Source organism: Afipia birgiae 34632 (assembly GCF_000308295.2).
Taxonomy (GTDB): domain Bacteria; phylum Pseudomonadota; class Alphaproteobacteria; order Rhizobiales; family Xanthobacteraceae; genus Afipia; species Afipia birgiae.
On the sequence record NZ_HG326656.1, the window covers coordinates 24,987 to 36,989 of the forward strand.

At 63.0% G+C, this 12,003-nt stretch carries 17 protein-coding genes and 1 pseudogene; 10 read left to right on the plus strand and 8 right to left on the minus strand.

Annotated features, from left to right (window positions below):
* The 5 genes and pseudogenes from BN32_RS27985 to BN32_RS25015 all read right to left on the minus strand — a co-directional run.
* Positions 1 to 342 (minus strand): annotated as a pseudogene (locus BN32_RS27985) (hypothetical protein); the annotation flags it as partial.
* Positions 339 to 2,750: a VirB4 family type IV secretion/conjugal transfer ATPase gene (locus BN32_RS25000; RefSeq protein WP_019200168.1), complete on the minus strand. Its 2,412-nt coding sequence runs from the start codon at positions 2,748 to 2,750 to the stop codon at positions 339 to 341. The gene BN32_RS25000 and the pseudogene BN32_RS27985, both read right to left, overlap by 4 nt.
* 9 nt (positions 2,751 to 2,759) lie before the next feature.
* Positions 2,760 to 3,056: a VirB3 family type IV secretion system protein gene (locus tag BN32_RS25005; RefSeq protein ID WP_019200167.1), complete on the minus strand. Its 297-nt coding sequence runs from the start codon at positions 3,054 to 3,056 to the stop codon at positions 2,760 to 2,762.
* Entirely contained in the window at positions 3,053 to 3,358 is a 306-nt protein-coding gene (locus BN32_RS25010; protein WP_019200166.1) for a TrbC/VirB2 family type IV secretion system protein, read from the minus strand. The genes BN32_RS25005 and BN32_RS25010 overlap by 4 nt, the downstream gene beginning before the upstream one ends.
* A gap of 12 nt (positions 3,359 to 3,370) precedes the next feature.
* On the minus strand, positions 3,371 to 4,108 hold the full coding sequence (locus tag BN32_RS25015) for a lytic transglycosylase domain-containing protein (protein WP_040427775.1): 738 nt from the start codon (positions 4,106 to 4,108) through the stop codon (positions 3,371 to 3,373).
* A 99-nt stretch (positions 4,109 to 4,207) separates the two neighbouring features.
* Between BN32_RS25015 and BN32_RS25020 the strand changes: the two genes are divergently transcribed.
* From BN32_RS25020 to BN32_RS25055, 8 genes are all read left to right on the plus strand, one after another.
* Positions 4,208 to 4,708, plus strand: coding sequence for a hypothetical protein (locus tag BN32_RS25020; protein ID WP_040427726.1), 501 nt, complete (start codon positions 4,208 to 4,210; stop codon positions 4,706 to 4,708).
* Position 4,709: 1 nt separating this feature from the next.
* Positions 4,710 to 5,300 (plus strand): thermonuclease family protein, encoded by a 591-nt coding sequence (locus tag BN32_RS25025; protein ID WP_040427728.1) that lies wholly within the window; start codon positions 4,710 to 4,712, stop codon positions 5,298 to 5,300.
* Positions 5,301 to 5,329: 29 nt separating this feature from the next.
* The gene (locus BN32_RS25030) at positions 5,330 to 5,671 is read left to right on the plus strand and encodes a single-stranded DNA-binding protein (protein WP_019200162.1); all 342 of its coding nucleotides are present in this window, start codon (positions 5,330 to 5,332) and stop codon (positions 5,669 to 5,671) included.
* Complete coding sequence (locus BN32_RS25035; protein ID WP_051488597.1) at positions 5,658 to 6,248, plus strand: thermonuclease family protein; 591 nt, start codon at positions 5,658 to 5,660, stop codon at positions 6,246 to 6,248. The genes BN32_RS25030 and BN32_RS25035 overlap by 14 nt, the downstream gene beginning before the upstream one ends.
* Positions 6,245 to 6,790 (plus strand): hypothetical protein, encoded by a 546-nt coding sequence (locus tag BN32_RS25040; RefSeq protein ID WP_019200160.1) that lies wholly within the window; start codon positions 6,245 to 6,247, stop codon positions 6,788 to 6,790. The genes BN32_RS25035 and BN32_RS25040 overlap by 4 nt, the downstream gene beginning before the upstream one ends.
* A 10-nt stretch (positions 6,791 to 6,800) precedes the next feature.
* A complete protein-coding gene (locus BN32_RS25045; RefSeq protein WP_244438281.1) occupies positions 6,801 to 7,421 on the plus strand; it encodes a hypothetical protein in 621 nt (206 codons plus the stop codon).
* A 67-nt stretch (positions 7,422 to 7,488) separates the two neighbouring features.
* Complete coding sequence (locus BN32_RS25050) at positions 7,489 to 7,968, plus strand: hypothetical protein (protein WP_040427778.1); 480 nt, start codon at positions 7,489 to 7,491, stop codon at positions 7,966 to 7,968.
* Positions 7,965 to 8,657: a hypothetical protein gene (locus BN32_RS25055; RefSeq protein ID WP_019200157.1), complete on the plus strand. Its 693-nt coding sequence runs from the start codon at positions 7,965 to 7,967 to the stop codon at positions 8,655 to 8,657. The genes BN32_RS25050 and BN32_RS25055 overlap by 4 nt, the downstream gene beginning before the upstream one ends.
* Before the next feature lie 8 nt (positions 8,658 to 8,665).
* Here the strand turns inward: BN32_RS25055 and BN32_RS25060 are convergent, their stop codons facing one another.
* The 3 genes from BN32_RS25060 to BN32_RS27350 all read right to left on the minus strand — a co-directional run bounded on the left by BN32_RS25060 (position 8,666) and on the right by BN32_RS27350 (position 10,149).
* The gene (locus tag BN32_RS25060) at positions 8,666 to 8,911 is read right to left on the minus strand and encodes a hypothetical protein (RefSeq protein ID WP_019200156.1); all 246 of its coding nucleotides are present in this window, start codon (positions 8,909 to 8,911) and stop codon (positions 8,666 to 8,668) included.
* Positions 8,912 to 8,941: 30 nt separating this feature from the next.
* A complete protein-coding gene (locus tag BN32_RS25065; protein ID WP_040427730.1) occupies positions 8,942 to 9,565 on the minus strand; it encodes an acyl-homoserine-lactone synthase in 624 nt (207 codons plus the stop codon).
* 71 nt (positions 9,566 to 9,636) lie between these two features.
* Positions 9,637 to 10,149: a transcriptional repressor TraM gene (locus tag BN32_RS27350; RefSeq protein WP_179944849.1), complete on the minus strand. Its 513-nt coding sequence runs from the start codon at positions 10,147 to 10,149 to the stop codon at positions 9,637 to 9,639.
* 129 nt (positions 10,150 to 10,278) lie between these two features.
* On the opposite strand from BN32_RS27350, the gene BN32_RS28300 reads away from it, so the two are divergent.
* Both BN32_RS28300 and BN32_RS25070 read left to right on the plus strand, forming a co-directional pair.
* Entirely contained in the window at positions 10,279 to 10,347 is a 69-nt protein-coding gene (locus BN32_RS28300) for a hypothetical protein (protein ID WP_430641986.1), read from the plus strand.
* Between the two features lie 454 nt (positions 10,348 to 10,801).
* Positions 10,802 to 11,731 (plus strand): DUF3991 and toprim domain-containing protein, encoded by a 930-nt coding sequence (locus BN32_RS25070; RefSeq protein WP_019200153.1) that lies wholly within the window; start codon positions 10,802 to 10,804, stop codon positions 11,729 to 11,731.
* Positions 11,732 to 12,003 lie beyond the last annotated feature (272 nt).

Sequence of the window (12,003 nt, forward strand, 5' to 3'; positions counted from 1 at the left end):
CGATTGGAACAGGGTTTGGCTGTTGAGCGCAGCGCCTTGGGCGGTCGCGTCCTTCGTCAGCGGCATGTCGGGACCATGCGAGTGGATCGTTTGCGCGCCCGCGCCGGCTTGCGGCTGAACCGTCGGATTGGTAACGCTGGCCTTCTTGCCCGTCGTTACCGCGCATTTGACGCCGCTATTGGCCTCCTTGCGCTGAGTCGTCACCGGCACCAGCTTGATCGTCGTGCTTGCGGTGTCGGACTTCTGCGTCAGCTGCGCCGCGTCGTTGACCGGGATGTTGGCGAACGCAGGCGTGCCGGCGCCGACGACGAGCACGACCGCAAGAATTGTCGTGAGCTTCATGGCTCGCTCCTCCCCAGAAAAATCGGCAGCCAGACCGACGGGTCGTCGCCGACCTTCGCCCGGATCGCATCGAGTTCCGCAACCGTCTCAGTCCGTCCCGACAGCACCTTGATGAGATCGGGCATGCCCGCGAGATTCAACCGCGCCACGACGCTGTCGCGTCCGTGCTTGATTAGGAAGGAACGGCTTTCGGCCGCGGTCGAGCGGATCCACGCGACCTCGCGGCCCGACAGCCGGAAGGCCTGTTTGTAGCTTTCGTCGTCGGCCTTCGGATTGGGGAAGAAGATGTTGGTGCTGGTCTGCTCGATCAGCGTATTCGAGGCCTTGGAGCGAACGATGTCGGCGGCCGACTGCGTGCCGAAGCCGATGATGCCATTCTGCTTGCGGATGGTTTTGAGCTTGTCGCGGATGAAAAAGGCGAACACGTCGTCATCGAGAAGCCGCCAACCCTCGTCGAGGAAGATCATCACCGGATCGCCGGTCAGCAATTCATCCGTCCGGTGGAAGATATACATCAGCGCCGCGGTGCGGATGACCGGATCGTCGAGCACGCGAGTCATGTCAAAGCCGAACACGCTGGAAATCGAGAACTGATCCTCGTCGTTGTTGAACAACCAGCCGCGCTGATCGAGCCTCATCCAGGTTTCGAGCCGCGCAAGAAGGTCTCCTTCCCCTGCGCGAATGCGACCACGCAGGAGTGTCGAAAACGCCTTCAGCGTCCGGCCGTCGGGACCGGCGGAGAGCGCCGCTGCGATCGCGTTGCGGATGACCTGCTCCTCGGAGGCCGACAGGTCGCCGCCATTGGTCGGCCGAAGCATGAAGGCGAAGAGCTGGTAGAGAAATTCCCGGTTGGAAGCCGTGTCGGGAAGCGACAATGGGTTGAAGCCGGTGGGTTCGCCGGGCACGAGCGTCTCGTACTGGCCGCCGAGCGCGCGGATGAAAATCTCGGCCCCGCGATCCTTGTCGACGAACACCAGTTTGGGGCGCGGCACGATCCGCTGCGTCTGCGCCGCGATGAACGACAGGAAGACGGTCTTGCCCGATCCAGTCGGACCGACGACCGTGAAGTTGCCGATGTCTCGGACATGGTGGTTATAGTAATACGCGGTTTTCGATGTCGTTTCGAACACCGAAATCGCCGGCCCCCAATGATTATCGCTCGGGCGACCGCTCGGATAGTTGTGCAAGGACGCGAAGCCGGAAAAATTCTTCGACGAGATCACCCCCTTGCGCGCGATGTAGGCAAAGTTGCCCGGAAGCTGCGACCAGAAGGCCGGTTCGCAATTCAGGTCCTCGCGAACCCAGATGACCGAGCGGTCGGTCAGCGCCGCGCCGGCGGCGGTGACGGCAGCACCGACCTCAGCGAGGTCGCGGCCGAGACACATGACGGTCATGTGGTGCTCGCCGTAAATCGCCTCGGATGCAAGCAACTCGTCGCGCGCTTCATCGAGATGGTCGGCGACGATCGATCCCGCTTCGTCCGACATGTCGACCTGGCGCGAGACGCGGTCGATCTGCTTTGCCGCTTCCGGCCGGTCGACGATCGCAAAGCTCTGGGTGGTGATGAATTCGTGCGGCACGCGCAGGAGATTGTCGAACGATCCCGGTCCGGTTTGTGCCGGATATTCGCGGATCGACACCATCGCGCCGAACCGGCTGTCCGCAGGCCCCGCGCCCTTGATCTCGATCGCATTGCGACCAAAGAAGATGCGTTTCATCGAAAGCGCATCGGCAAGGTCCATTCGGGGCAGATGCATCGGCCGCGAGAGGCCACCATTGAGGAGCTGGACGAGGAACTCGAGGGGCTCGGAAAACCAGACGCCGTCCCGATTGACCACGCGCAGCTGGCGCGCGCCGTAGCCAGCGAGGCTTTCGCGCACGGCGGTCGCGACGTCGCGCAGCTCATTGAGGGCGGTCTGCCGCGCAACCGACTCGCCTGCCTCGTCCTTTCGGCCGAGGAGCCTGGTCAGCATGAGATCGAAGGTCCCGGCCCGCCCTTGCAGCGGTCTGCGCACGATCGTCAGATAGAGATCGTTGACGAACATGCGGCGCTTGGAGAGCGCGCTGTTATAGCGCTCGTCGAGCTCGGCGCAGAACGGATTGTCGAAGGTCGACTCGATTCGCGGCTGAACCTCGCGGCGGATGATATGCGAGACGAGCGCAAAGCGGGAGTTCGCAAGCGTTCGCACCACGTCGTTACGGCCGAGCAGGCGCGCGTTGACTTCACTGATGTCGGAGGTTTCGAACGAATAGCCGTCGAGCTTGAAGATCGTCAGGACGAGGCCGTCTTTCGTCCGCAGGATGTGATCGTCGACATGCCGCGTGTAGGGCACATGCGATGCGACGGGCCGTTCCCTTCGCGAGACGGCGCCAAAGGTCAGTTCATCAAGCAGTGCCCGGGCCACCATCGTCGCACCTCAGACCGAATAGCTATCGGCGGCCCAGAAGGTCCGCGAGCGTGGCGGGCATTTGGTCGACTTGACGAAGAGGATCTCGAAGATGCGATCGTCACGGAGCGTCATGACGTAGCCGAAAAGGTGCAGCGGGATCGCGACCAGCAGCATGAAAAGATTATGCGAGACCAGGAAGCAAATGCTCGAAACGACGCCGTTGAACATGAAATACATGTATGGGACGCCCATCAGCGTCGGCGCACGCGTCAGGGCTTTCACCAAAGGTGTGATGAGTGGATCTTCGAGCTCGCCCTCCGTCATTGGCCGACCGCCGACTGGAAGAATTGCACGATCTGCGCCGAGCCAAACACCAGGACGATGCCGAAGATGACGCTGCCGGCGATGCCCCACGTCAACCGCCCGCTCCAGGCGAAGAGGCCGCAGGCGATGACGGCAAGCGTGGCGAGCGCTGTCGCGATCGGGCCCGTCAGGGTCGATACGAGTTGCTGAAGCGTTGATTGAACCGGCTGGAGCGTGCCGCCCGTCGATTGGGCGAACGCGTCGGCCGCCGTGACCAGGAGCAACGATCCTGCCAGTGTGATGCGTGCAAACGATGACTTCATCCGTTCCTCCGTTCAGTCGATGTGCATGACGAAACCGTTGTCCCAGCCCGCCTTTGCGGTCGGCGCTGCGGCAACGGGTGATCGGGCTGACTTCGGCGTGCCCGGCTCGATCAGGTCCGGCGCATCGGCAATGAGCGCCCGCCTGTCACGCTTGGCCTGACCGCCGGGCGCTGGCCACGTGTAAAAGTCGTTGATGACCTGTGCGACGAAGCGGACCGTCTCCGGGAAGGGCGGAACGCCACGGTTCTTTTCCACCGCGTCTTCGCCCGCATTGTAGGCGGCGAGGATGAAAAACGGATTCCGATACTTCTCGTGGAGCGCCCTGAGAAAGCGCACGCCCCCGAGGACATTGCCGGCGGGATCGCAGATATCGACCTTGAAGCGCTGCGCCGTCTCGGGCTCGAGCTGCATCAGGCCGTAGGCGCCCTTGTCGGAGAGAGCTGTCGAGTTGAATTGGCTTTCGCTCTTGGCGACCGACATCACTAGATCGGGGAAGAAGTTCTCCTCGGTCGCGACGCGGGTGATAAGGGCGCGCGCCTCATCCGGACTGAGCGGTTTGGCGTCGGCACATGGTGACGTTGGGGTGATCCGGCCAATCCGCTGCGGCACGGCATCCTCAGTCGGCATCGGAACGATGCGCCCTGAATCGTCGACAACGGCAAGCTGGCGGGGCCCGGCGATATCCTGCGCGCACGCCCCGGAATACGTCACCATGACACACAATCCGATCGCCACGCCGCGAATCGCCATGCCAGCCGCCTCCATTTTCCAATAGACAATATATTGAATGTTGGTACGTTGGCAACAGGAAGAAACATCGATCACAACCTGAGCCCTCGGGAGCGAAGGATGAAGCGGGCACCACATCTGGTCATGATAGGGATGGCGCTGCTGGGGCTCGTCCCCATGCGAGCGGCGCAGGCGCAGGACGCCTCGTTCGGCTGCAAAGTGCTGCTGTGCGCGGCCGCCACCGCGCCAAGCTGGTCAGGCATCCCTTATTGCGTGCCGGTGATGCAGGACCTCTTTCGCCGGCTCGCGCACGGTGGCGGCTGGCCGACCTGCCCCGAGGGCAATGCAAGCGGTCTTGGCTATGAGCCGTATCAGCCCTGCCCCGCTGGAATGACGGCCGCCCAGGGCGGTTCGGACGGAAACGGCGAATTGACGCCGGCGGCGAACGGCAATCTCTGCGTCGACTTCTCGAAACCACGGCGGGTCTGTTTCGGCGGCCACGGCGACTGCAGCACCGAATATTCGACCACCTCGCGCGCAGTACGCAGCGATCCCTATTTCGTCGACATCTCGACGGCGAACGGCACGCAGCGGTTTTACTTCTCGCTGAAGGGTTATTGACATGGCGAGCCCGCGACTTGCCGTTCTTGCGCTTTGCTCTCTCCTTGCGGGAGAGCCGGCCACAGCGCAGGTGGCTTCACCAGGCTGGTTTCCCGTCCCACCGGACGCGGCGTTCGACACTGGCGACAGCTGGTCAAACGCCGGGACGACATATCGGCTCTATGGTGTCCAATCGTGCCTTCGCGGCACGAGCTTCACCAACGCCCATGGAATCAAGCGTGATTGCGGCGAGGCCTCACTCGCCATGCTTGTCGCGCTGATCCGCGATCTCAAACCGCAATGTTACGAGGCGGCCGAGGCACCGCAGACGAAGACCGCCTTCGTCTTCTGCGTTGCCGTGCGAACCGAGGGAGCCGGAAAAGGCTCGCGGATCGATCTCGGCACGGCGCTGATCGCAACCGGTTTCGCCTTTGCCGCGCTCAAGCCCGACGGATCCGCAGTGCATGCGCCCTATCTCGAGGCGCAACGTGTCGCCCAGAACAGCCATACCGGCTTATGGGCCTTTCGCGACCTTCCCGATCCGAACGCCATCATTCTGCGCGCGCTCCGCCAGGCTTCGCCGTCGGCGAGCGCATCGCCGCCGCCCCCATAAGCTCGATCAACGCACCAGGGAGAATAGCCTTGCGAACCACCAATTTGTTCATCCTGCGCGGCCGTGTCGGCCAAGCGCCGAAAGTGTTCAACAAAGCGGCGAAGATCAGCGTCGCGACCGATCGGGCGTGGACCGACGGCAAGGGCGAGCGTCGCGAGGAAACCGATTGGGTGATGGTCACGATCCTCAACGAAAAGTCCGCAGAGTGGGCCCTCTCCAACGTGGCAAAGGGCGACGCTGTTTATGCCGAATGCCGTATCGCGGATGGATCCTACAAGGGCAAGGACGGCGAGACCGTCTACACGACGGACATCATCGCGAGCGTCTTCCACAAGCTTGATCTCGGAACGCGCGACGATGCGGCTGCGTGAGGCCGGATCGTTGGCGCTCGTTGGCCTTGTGGCGCTCACGGCCTTGCCGTGCCGAGCGCAGAACGGCGCTGATCCGGCAAGCCTCTATCAGCCGAAGCTTGCCGCGCAATTACCGCCGCTGCGGGTCGAAGTCATCGACGGCACCCGCTTTCGCGACATTGAAACGAAAATGGTTTTCCGCCTCTATGGGATCGACGCGTGCGCGTCCGAACAGACAGCGTCGCTCGGGCGTCAGCCCTGGCCGTGCGGCACGATGGTCAGAGCCTGGCTTGTAACGGCGACCCTCAACAGCTGGGTCGCCTGTACGGTCATCAGCGACGAGCCAGGCGAGCGCCTCGCCCGCTGCGCCACGGCCGGCCATCGCGATCTTGCGGCCGACATGTTGCGCGACGGGGTTGCCGTTGTGGCGCCCGCGGCGGACGGTGAGCCGGTGATCCGAGATTATGCCGCCGCCGAAACAGCGGCTCGAAAAGCCTATCGCGGCCTTTGGTCGAGCACCTTCCAGATGCCATGGGACTGGCGAGCCGCCCATAAGGCGACTGCGGATGTGGCAGCGCGCGCCGAGGCGACCCCATGACCACGCGAAAGCTGATTGCCTTCCTACCGTTGCTCGTCGCGCTTGCCGGCTGCGCCGCACGCGACCAGGCGACCCTCATCCCGCCCTCCGGACCGGACGCCCTCTACACGCCCGAGCGCGTCTTCCCCGGCCGCCTCGAATACGCGCCCGACCGGTCGACCTTCGCCCCAATCCTGACAGAGCGATCCGCATATCCGACGCAGCCCGAGGCGAACGCGGCCTATCTGCGGCTCCTTGCCTCCGCTCCTGCCGGCGCCGCCTATCCCGCCTCGGTGTGGCTCTTCGGATGTAAACCCGGCGCCCTCGACGCACTGACCGCGCGCATCACACGCTATCGCGGTCCGGTGGTGCATTGCGCGACCGACTTTCTTGATCCCGACGGCCGCCGGGTCATGCGCGAGACGGCAAATTTCTACTACGACAATCGCATCTGGTCGATGCAGCCCGTCTATCCGCCGAGGTCGAGCGTCGCGTGGCGCAATCGCGAACGCTCGCCTAAGGATTTCTGGCGGTGGCTTCCGGGCAGGCCTCGTTACGAATAGGGGACCACTTATGCGCCGGCTGCGCTCGCCATTGATACAATATATTAGATGTTGTATTGCTGCCGCGACATTTGTTGGAGGTTTCGTTCTTATGGAAGGATCGAGCGCAAAAGCCCAGACCCCGACCGCCGATCCCGGTGCCTGGCGTTCGATGTCATACGCGAACCTTCAGACCCCGTCGCCCGCAACGGCGACCTATGTTGATATCTGGAAGGATGCGATTGACGAAAACAACCGCCATTACGAGCAGCGCGGAGACCGCCGCTTCTCGCAAGGGAATGCCCCGGCCAACGAGGCGCATTTCGTGATCTGGAGCAGCCGCCGGTCGGTCGTGTTCAGCATCCTCGATACCGCCAGCCAGTGCGAGCCGAGGGCCGCCTTCCCCGAGGCAGGGGCCGCCGTGAAGCTCTGCCCGGTGCGCATTGCCATCTACGAGGGCCTGCAGGTCCGCACGATGGACGGTGGCAAGGCGTGCTTTCTCGAGCTCGACCAGCCCTCGCCGACAACAGCAGCCGCGTCGGGAGCCTATGCGTCCTACGACGTCGCGCGTCGGACGCTCAAGACGGGACTGCTTGTCAACCACGAGGCCGTCGATGGCTGCTCATTCGACGTTCCACTTCCCCGACAATAGCGGGGTTGCAGCATGCAATAAGCCGGTGACCCGGCGCACCGATCGGCGCCAACGCAAGGAGACAAACATGCGACTGCCCGCCCTGATAATTCTCGCAACCCCCGCGCTGGCGTTTTTTGCTTCTCCGAGCCTCGCTGCCGACAACGCGTTTTCCTACAAGACGAGCTATCGCAACGTAACGAGCGATCCCGACAAGATCTGGACCGGCGATACACTCGCGCCCAATCCGAAGGGGACAGTGACGATCCACGAGTATCAGCTGCGCACGCCTGACGGCGAGTGGCTGATCTCGCAGATCTGGAATGACGACTGCTCGTCGGGTACCTGCCCGACGCGGCTCGTGCGGATCGCCGCAAGTGGTGAACGGCGTGTTGTCGTGGACGACATGATGCATCAGATCGTGCCGCCCGACGACCCGCGGTTTTCCGACCTGTCTTCCAACAAAAAGACCGAGGAGTTTGCCCGCCGTCCCTTCGCGCTCAGCGACAACGGCAAAACGCTCGTCAACGGCGATTTTAAGTTTGGGGTCGACGGAGGCAAACAATGATGTTGTCTCGCCCATTGCGCCGGTCGCTCGTCGACGCAGGATTGTTTCTCTGCCTGTCGGCCGCGGTCGCCTTCGCCGGCGAATCGGCTGCGAATCTTACCTCAGCCGGTATTCCATCAAACTGTGCCGACTTCGCCTCCAAGGTCTCGGCAAGCGAAGGCAATTTCGGCACGACCAACCAGTTCGGATGCCTCGGCGCCTTCCAGTTCTGCCCGGGGACGTTCGAACAATATTACAGCGGTAGCGCCCAGAGTTTTCTCAACAACCCCTCCGCGCAAACCGCGGCGTGGACACAGTACGAGCAAAACGAGTGGTCGAAGGCGCAGAGCAACGGCCTGACTTCGATCGTCGGTCAGCAGGTGTGTTCGGGCGGCAAGTGCGCGACGATCGACCAATCCGCGATCCTGATGGCATGCCAGTTCGGGTGCGGTGGAAAGGGCAAGCTCGCCAACTACGTCGCAAGCGGCGATTGCAACGCGCGCAACGTCAAGGATGGCAACGGCGTCAGCGTCTGCACCTACCTGCTGCGGGGCGCCGGCTACGACGTCTCCTGCTTCACCGGCCAGCAGTCGAACGTGTGCGTCCAAATGCCGACCGGTCCTGGAGATTTCCCGACTTCCACCGGGATCGCGTCGAACCCGCCATCGGCTTCGACCGCTTCGATTATCGTCGGGCCGACGGAAATCTGAGATGACGGCTAATTCAGCTCGGTGGGGTCGCGCAGGATGAAACGCGAAAATGCGTTTAGCTGCTCTTCGACAGCGGCGCAAAGATCACCGCCCCGATAATGGGCATGGACGAGCGCCCAGAAAACGACTTCGTCTGAGCGGCCGGCGAACAAGGCCTTTTGCAGGGTGCGCCCGATCAACGCCACCGCGCGAATGGGTTCGTATCGGGCATGTAGCTCGGACGCGACAATCTTGGTATCGGCAGTTCGGATCACTGTTGGTCCCTCAGCTATTGCAGGCTCGGTCTAGGCGGCCGACGGCCATGACGCATTGTCCAGGACGGAGCGCGTGCATCCGCGCGCTGCGTGGATCGTCGACAGCGTTTCGCGGTTGAAGGACATTCGGAGCGCGACCACCTCATCACGGCCGATCCGGACCGGAAATCCCAAAGGCCGAACGAAAAAGCGCAACTGCATGGCAATGACCATCAGCCGCCAATCGATCGCAACGGTGACGGTGTCGACGCGGTTTGCGATGCCCCATTCGACGACGCCCTGGGCAAGCTCAAGGAAAGGGCTGTCGCCGCGAGGCCGCATTTCTCGGTGACCCTGTGCAACGCAGAACCGCGTCCACTCGAAAACACGCGGACCCCGCGGCGGTGGGCGTCGGCATAGGTCGCCGAGCACGTCTGTCAGAAGATGAGGGCGGGTTGTCGGCAGCAGACGCTGGTAACCGACGATCGCGTCGTCACGCATGCAGATATGGTGGACCGCGTGCGCGTCATCGAACCGATCGCGCTCGAGAGCATCGGGCTGTCTCAGTTGCTCCCAACCCTTTTCTTCAACAAAAATCTTATGTCGAAGGCTAAAAACCTGATTCATGAGGGCGGAATGTCGATCCATATCCGCACCCGAAATAACTGCAAGCATGACTGACTCCTCGGCTTAAGTTGTAACCGAGTTAGTCACGCTCGCGGCCGTCAGGGTATGGTCACAAACGACTATTGCCACGAAATCGATGGCACTTTCAGCGTGCGGCGCGTCGCTGTGCTAATCGCTGCGTGCCGTGGCTTGATTACCGATGGCACAACAGCCGGATGAGACAAAACAAGCCACTCAGCTTTTGCTGGCTTGATCAGTCTTCGGGCCTCTCGCAATAGTTCGCGTCGTTTTTTGCTTGGATGATCCAGAGCGATGTCTGTTGATTGATGAGGTTTATCCGCCTGACGGCACGACCGTTTCTCGTCAGGTAAAGCAAGACCATGACCGCTTGGGACATATCCGAGATCATCGCAAAGATCCCGGAAGAGCCGTCGACAGCGTTCTTTCTCGATTTCGGCCGTGTCGCAGCGACGCGAACCCTCGTCCTCGGACCACCCTTCCGGGCGGCAGATCGGACACGTTGCCATGTGCAGCGCGGCGTCCCAGGCCACTAATGCGTCCAAATAGGCACGGTGCGCGGCGACGGCTTGTGTCTCAAGAGATGGTAGCCCCCGATCCTTGCCTTTGGGCACCTAAATCTCCCCGCAGAAATTCTCCGCGGTACGCCCCCGCAAACGAACTCTCTCTGACTCTTGGTGATCGGGGAGTTGGAAAACCGCTGTTAGACGGCCCTGTGGCCTTTAGTTCGGAGAACCTGTTGCATACGCCACAGGCTCCCCGACCATAAGGTCAAGGAGTGCGGCGCCGTATCGGCCGGCGCCAACCGCTAACAGGGGTTTTCCAAGCCCCAGGGCAGCGCGTACTGCCCCGCACGACTCATAACCGCTCATTCGCTCGGCATCCAGATGCTTTCGATAAATCTTGGCTTGCCAACCCCCTAGAGGCCATTTTGTGTGAGGGATGTGGAGCGTCTCCCCTGACGGGGCCGGGCTCGTGGCTGAGCTGAAGCCCCCCGGGAGAGGTCTTCCCCCTGCCGGGCAGCCATCCCTGACGCGCGCCTGCAGCGGCCGGCGCGAAGGGGTGGCCAGCGGTGCCGCTGGCGCCTCGCCGGACGCAAGGGAGGCTTCGCCGCGCCGATCGTCCAATGTCTTGGATCTCTTGCCAGCGCGCCCTTGCATCCGGCAGGCTTCGCGGCTTGCCGGTTGTGTTCCGCAAGGTGCGGGACGAGGAAAGTCAACCGAAGAAAGGGCGAGCACGCGCCGTTGGCGCGCCTCGGATGAATGGATGGAGAAGAACGAAATCGAGAATCTGCGCGAGAAGGTGACCTGCGCGATCGTCCTTGAAGCCGCAGGCTGGAAGGTTGATCTGAAGGAGAGCACGCGCCGTGCGGTGAAGTTCAGGCGCGGCGACGGCGAAATTATCATCGTGATCCACGACGGGCGCGGCTGGTTCGATCCGCTCTCGCCCAAGAAGGGCGACATCTTCGATCTTGCCGAGCATCTCGGCGCCGACGGCTTCGTCGCCGCCTGCGAACAGCTTGCTGGTCTCATCGGCTTCGTTCCGAGCCAGCCTGCTTGGATACGCCTGCGGCGGCCGGCACTGGCCATCTCGATCTCCGAGCGCTGGCAGCGACGGCCCAGGCCGCGGCCCGGTTCGACGACCTGGCGCTATCTCACCGCCGAGCGGGCGCTCCCTGACGACGTCCTCCGGCGCGCCATCGCCCTGGATTGCCTGCGGGAAGGACCGCACGGCAGCATGTGGGCGGCGCATCGATCGGCGTCCGGAGCACTCACCGGCTGGGAGGAACGCGGGCCGACCTGGCGCGGTTTTGCGACCGACGGCGCCAAGGAGCTCTTCCGCTTCGGACCGGCGAGCGCAGAACGGATTTGCGTGACCGAGGCGGCGATCGACGCCATGAGCCTTGCCACGATCGAGGTCCAGCGGTCGGACACGCTCTATGTCAGCACCGGCGGCGGCTGGTCGCCCGTGACCGACGAGGCGCTTCGCCGCATCGCGGCGCCGGGCCACACCCGTCTCGTCGCCGCGACCGACAACAATCGACAAGGTGAAGTCTATGCCGAGCGCATCCAGGCGATCGCCGCCGAAGCTGGGGCCGGCTACGTCCGGTCGCGGCCGCGCGGCGACGATTGGAACGAGGACCTGAAGGCGTTACTGGCGCGCTTCTCTGACCAGCGGCTTGTCGCCCACGCGTAATCAACTTTCTGATCGCGCCCTTCGAACAGAAACGGGCAGAAAGAAGGACAAGGGGAAGGTCCGCTGCCGCATACCCGGCCGGAGCCTCAAGGGTGCGCTTCGCCCGCTATGCGGCCCTTGACCCTCCGCACCGGAGAGGCGGCCACCCGGCGGTGTTTGAAAACACCAATGGGAAGGACGAACCATGCCCCTGTTTACGATTGAGTCGACCTATCGCCTGCCGGTCTACCGACATCGCACCTATGAGGCTGCGAGCCTCACTGAGGCCTGCC

What these genes read in the sequence shown, in the direction of transcription:
- BN32_RS25055 (WP_019200157.1), top strand. Translation starts at nt 7,965, where the DNA reads ATGATGTTGTCTCGCCCATTGCGCCGGTCGCTCGTCGACGCAGGATTG.
- BN32_RS25015 (WP_040427775.1), bottom strand. Translation starts at nt 4,108, where the DNA reads ATGGCGATTCGCGGCGTGGCGATCGGATTGTGTGTCATGGTGACGTAT.
- BN32_RS25025 (WP_040427728.1), top strand. Translation starts at nt 4,710, where the DNA reads ATGGCGAGCCCGCGACTTGCCGTTCTTGCGCTTTGCTCTCTCCTTGCG.
- BN32_RS25040 (WP_019200160.1), top strand. Translation starts at nt 6,245, where the DNA reads ATGACCACGCGAAAGCTGATTGCCTTCCTACCGTTGCTCGTCGCGCTT.
- BN32_RS25020 (WP_040427726.1), top strand. Translation starts at nt 4,208, where the DNA reads ATGAAGCGGGCACCACATCTGGTCATGATAGGGATGGCGCTGCTGGGG.
- BN32_RS25000 (WP_019200168.1), bottom strand. Translation starts at nt 2,750, where the DNA reads ATGGTGGCCCGGGCACTGCTTGATGAACTGACCTTTGGCGCCGTCTCG.
- BN32_RS25065 (WP_040427730.1), bottom strand. Translation starts at nt 9,565, where the DNA reads ATGCTTGCAGTTATTTCGGGTGCGGATATGGATCGACATTCCGCCCTC.
- BN32_RS25050 (WP_040427778.1), top strand. Translation starts at nt 7,489, where the DNA reads ATGCGACTGCCCGCCCTGATAATTCTCGCAACCCCCGCGCTGGCGTTT.
- BN32_RS25010 (WP_019200166.1), bottom strand. Translation starts at nt 3,358, where the DNA reads ATGAAGTCATCGTTTGCACGCATCACACTGGCAGGATCGTTGCTCCTG.
- BN32_RS25045 (WP_244438281.1), top strand. Translation starts at nt 6,801, where the DNA reads ATGCGCCGGCTGCGCTCGCCATTGATACAATATATTAGATGTTGTATT.
- BN32_RS25070 (WP_019200153.1), top strand. Translation starts at nt 10,802, where the DNA reads ATGGAGAAGAACGAAATCGAGAATCTGCGCGAGAAGGTGACCTGCGCG.
- BN32_RS25005 (WP_019200167.1), bottom strand. Translation starts at nt 3,056, where the DNA reads ATGACGGAGGGCGAGCTCGAAGATCCACTCATCACACCTTTGGTGAAA.
- BN32_RS25035 (WP_051488597.1), top strand. Translation starts at nt 5,658, where the DNA reads ATGCGGCTGCGTGAGGCCGGATCGTTGGCGCTCGTTGGCCTTGTGGCG.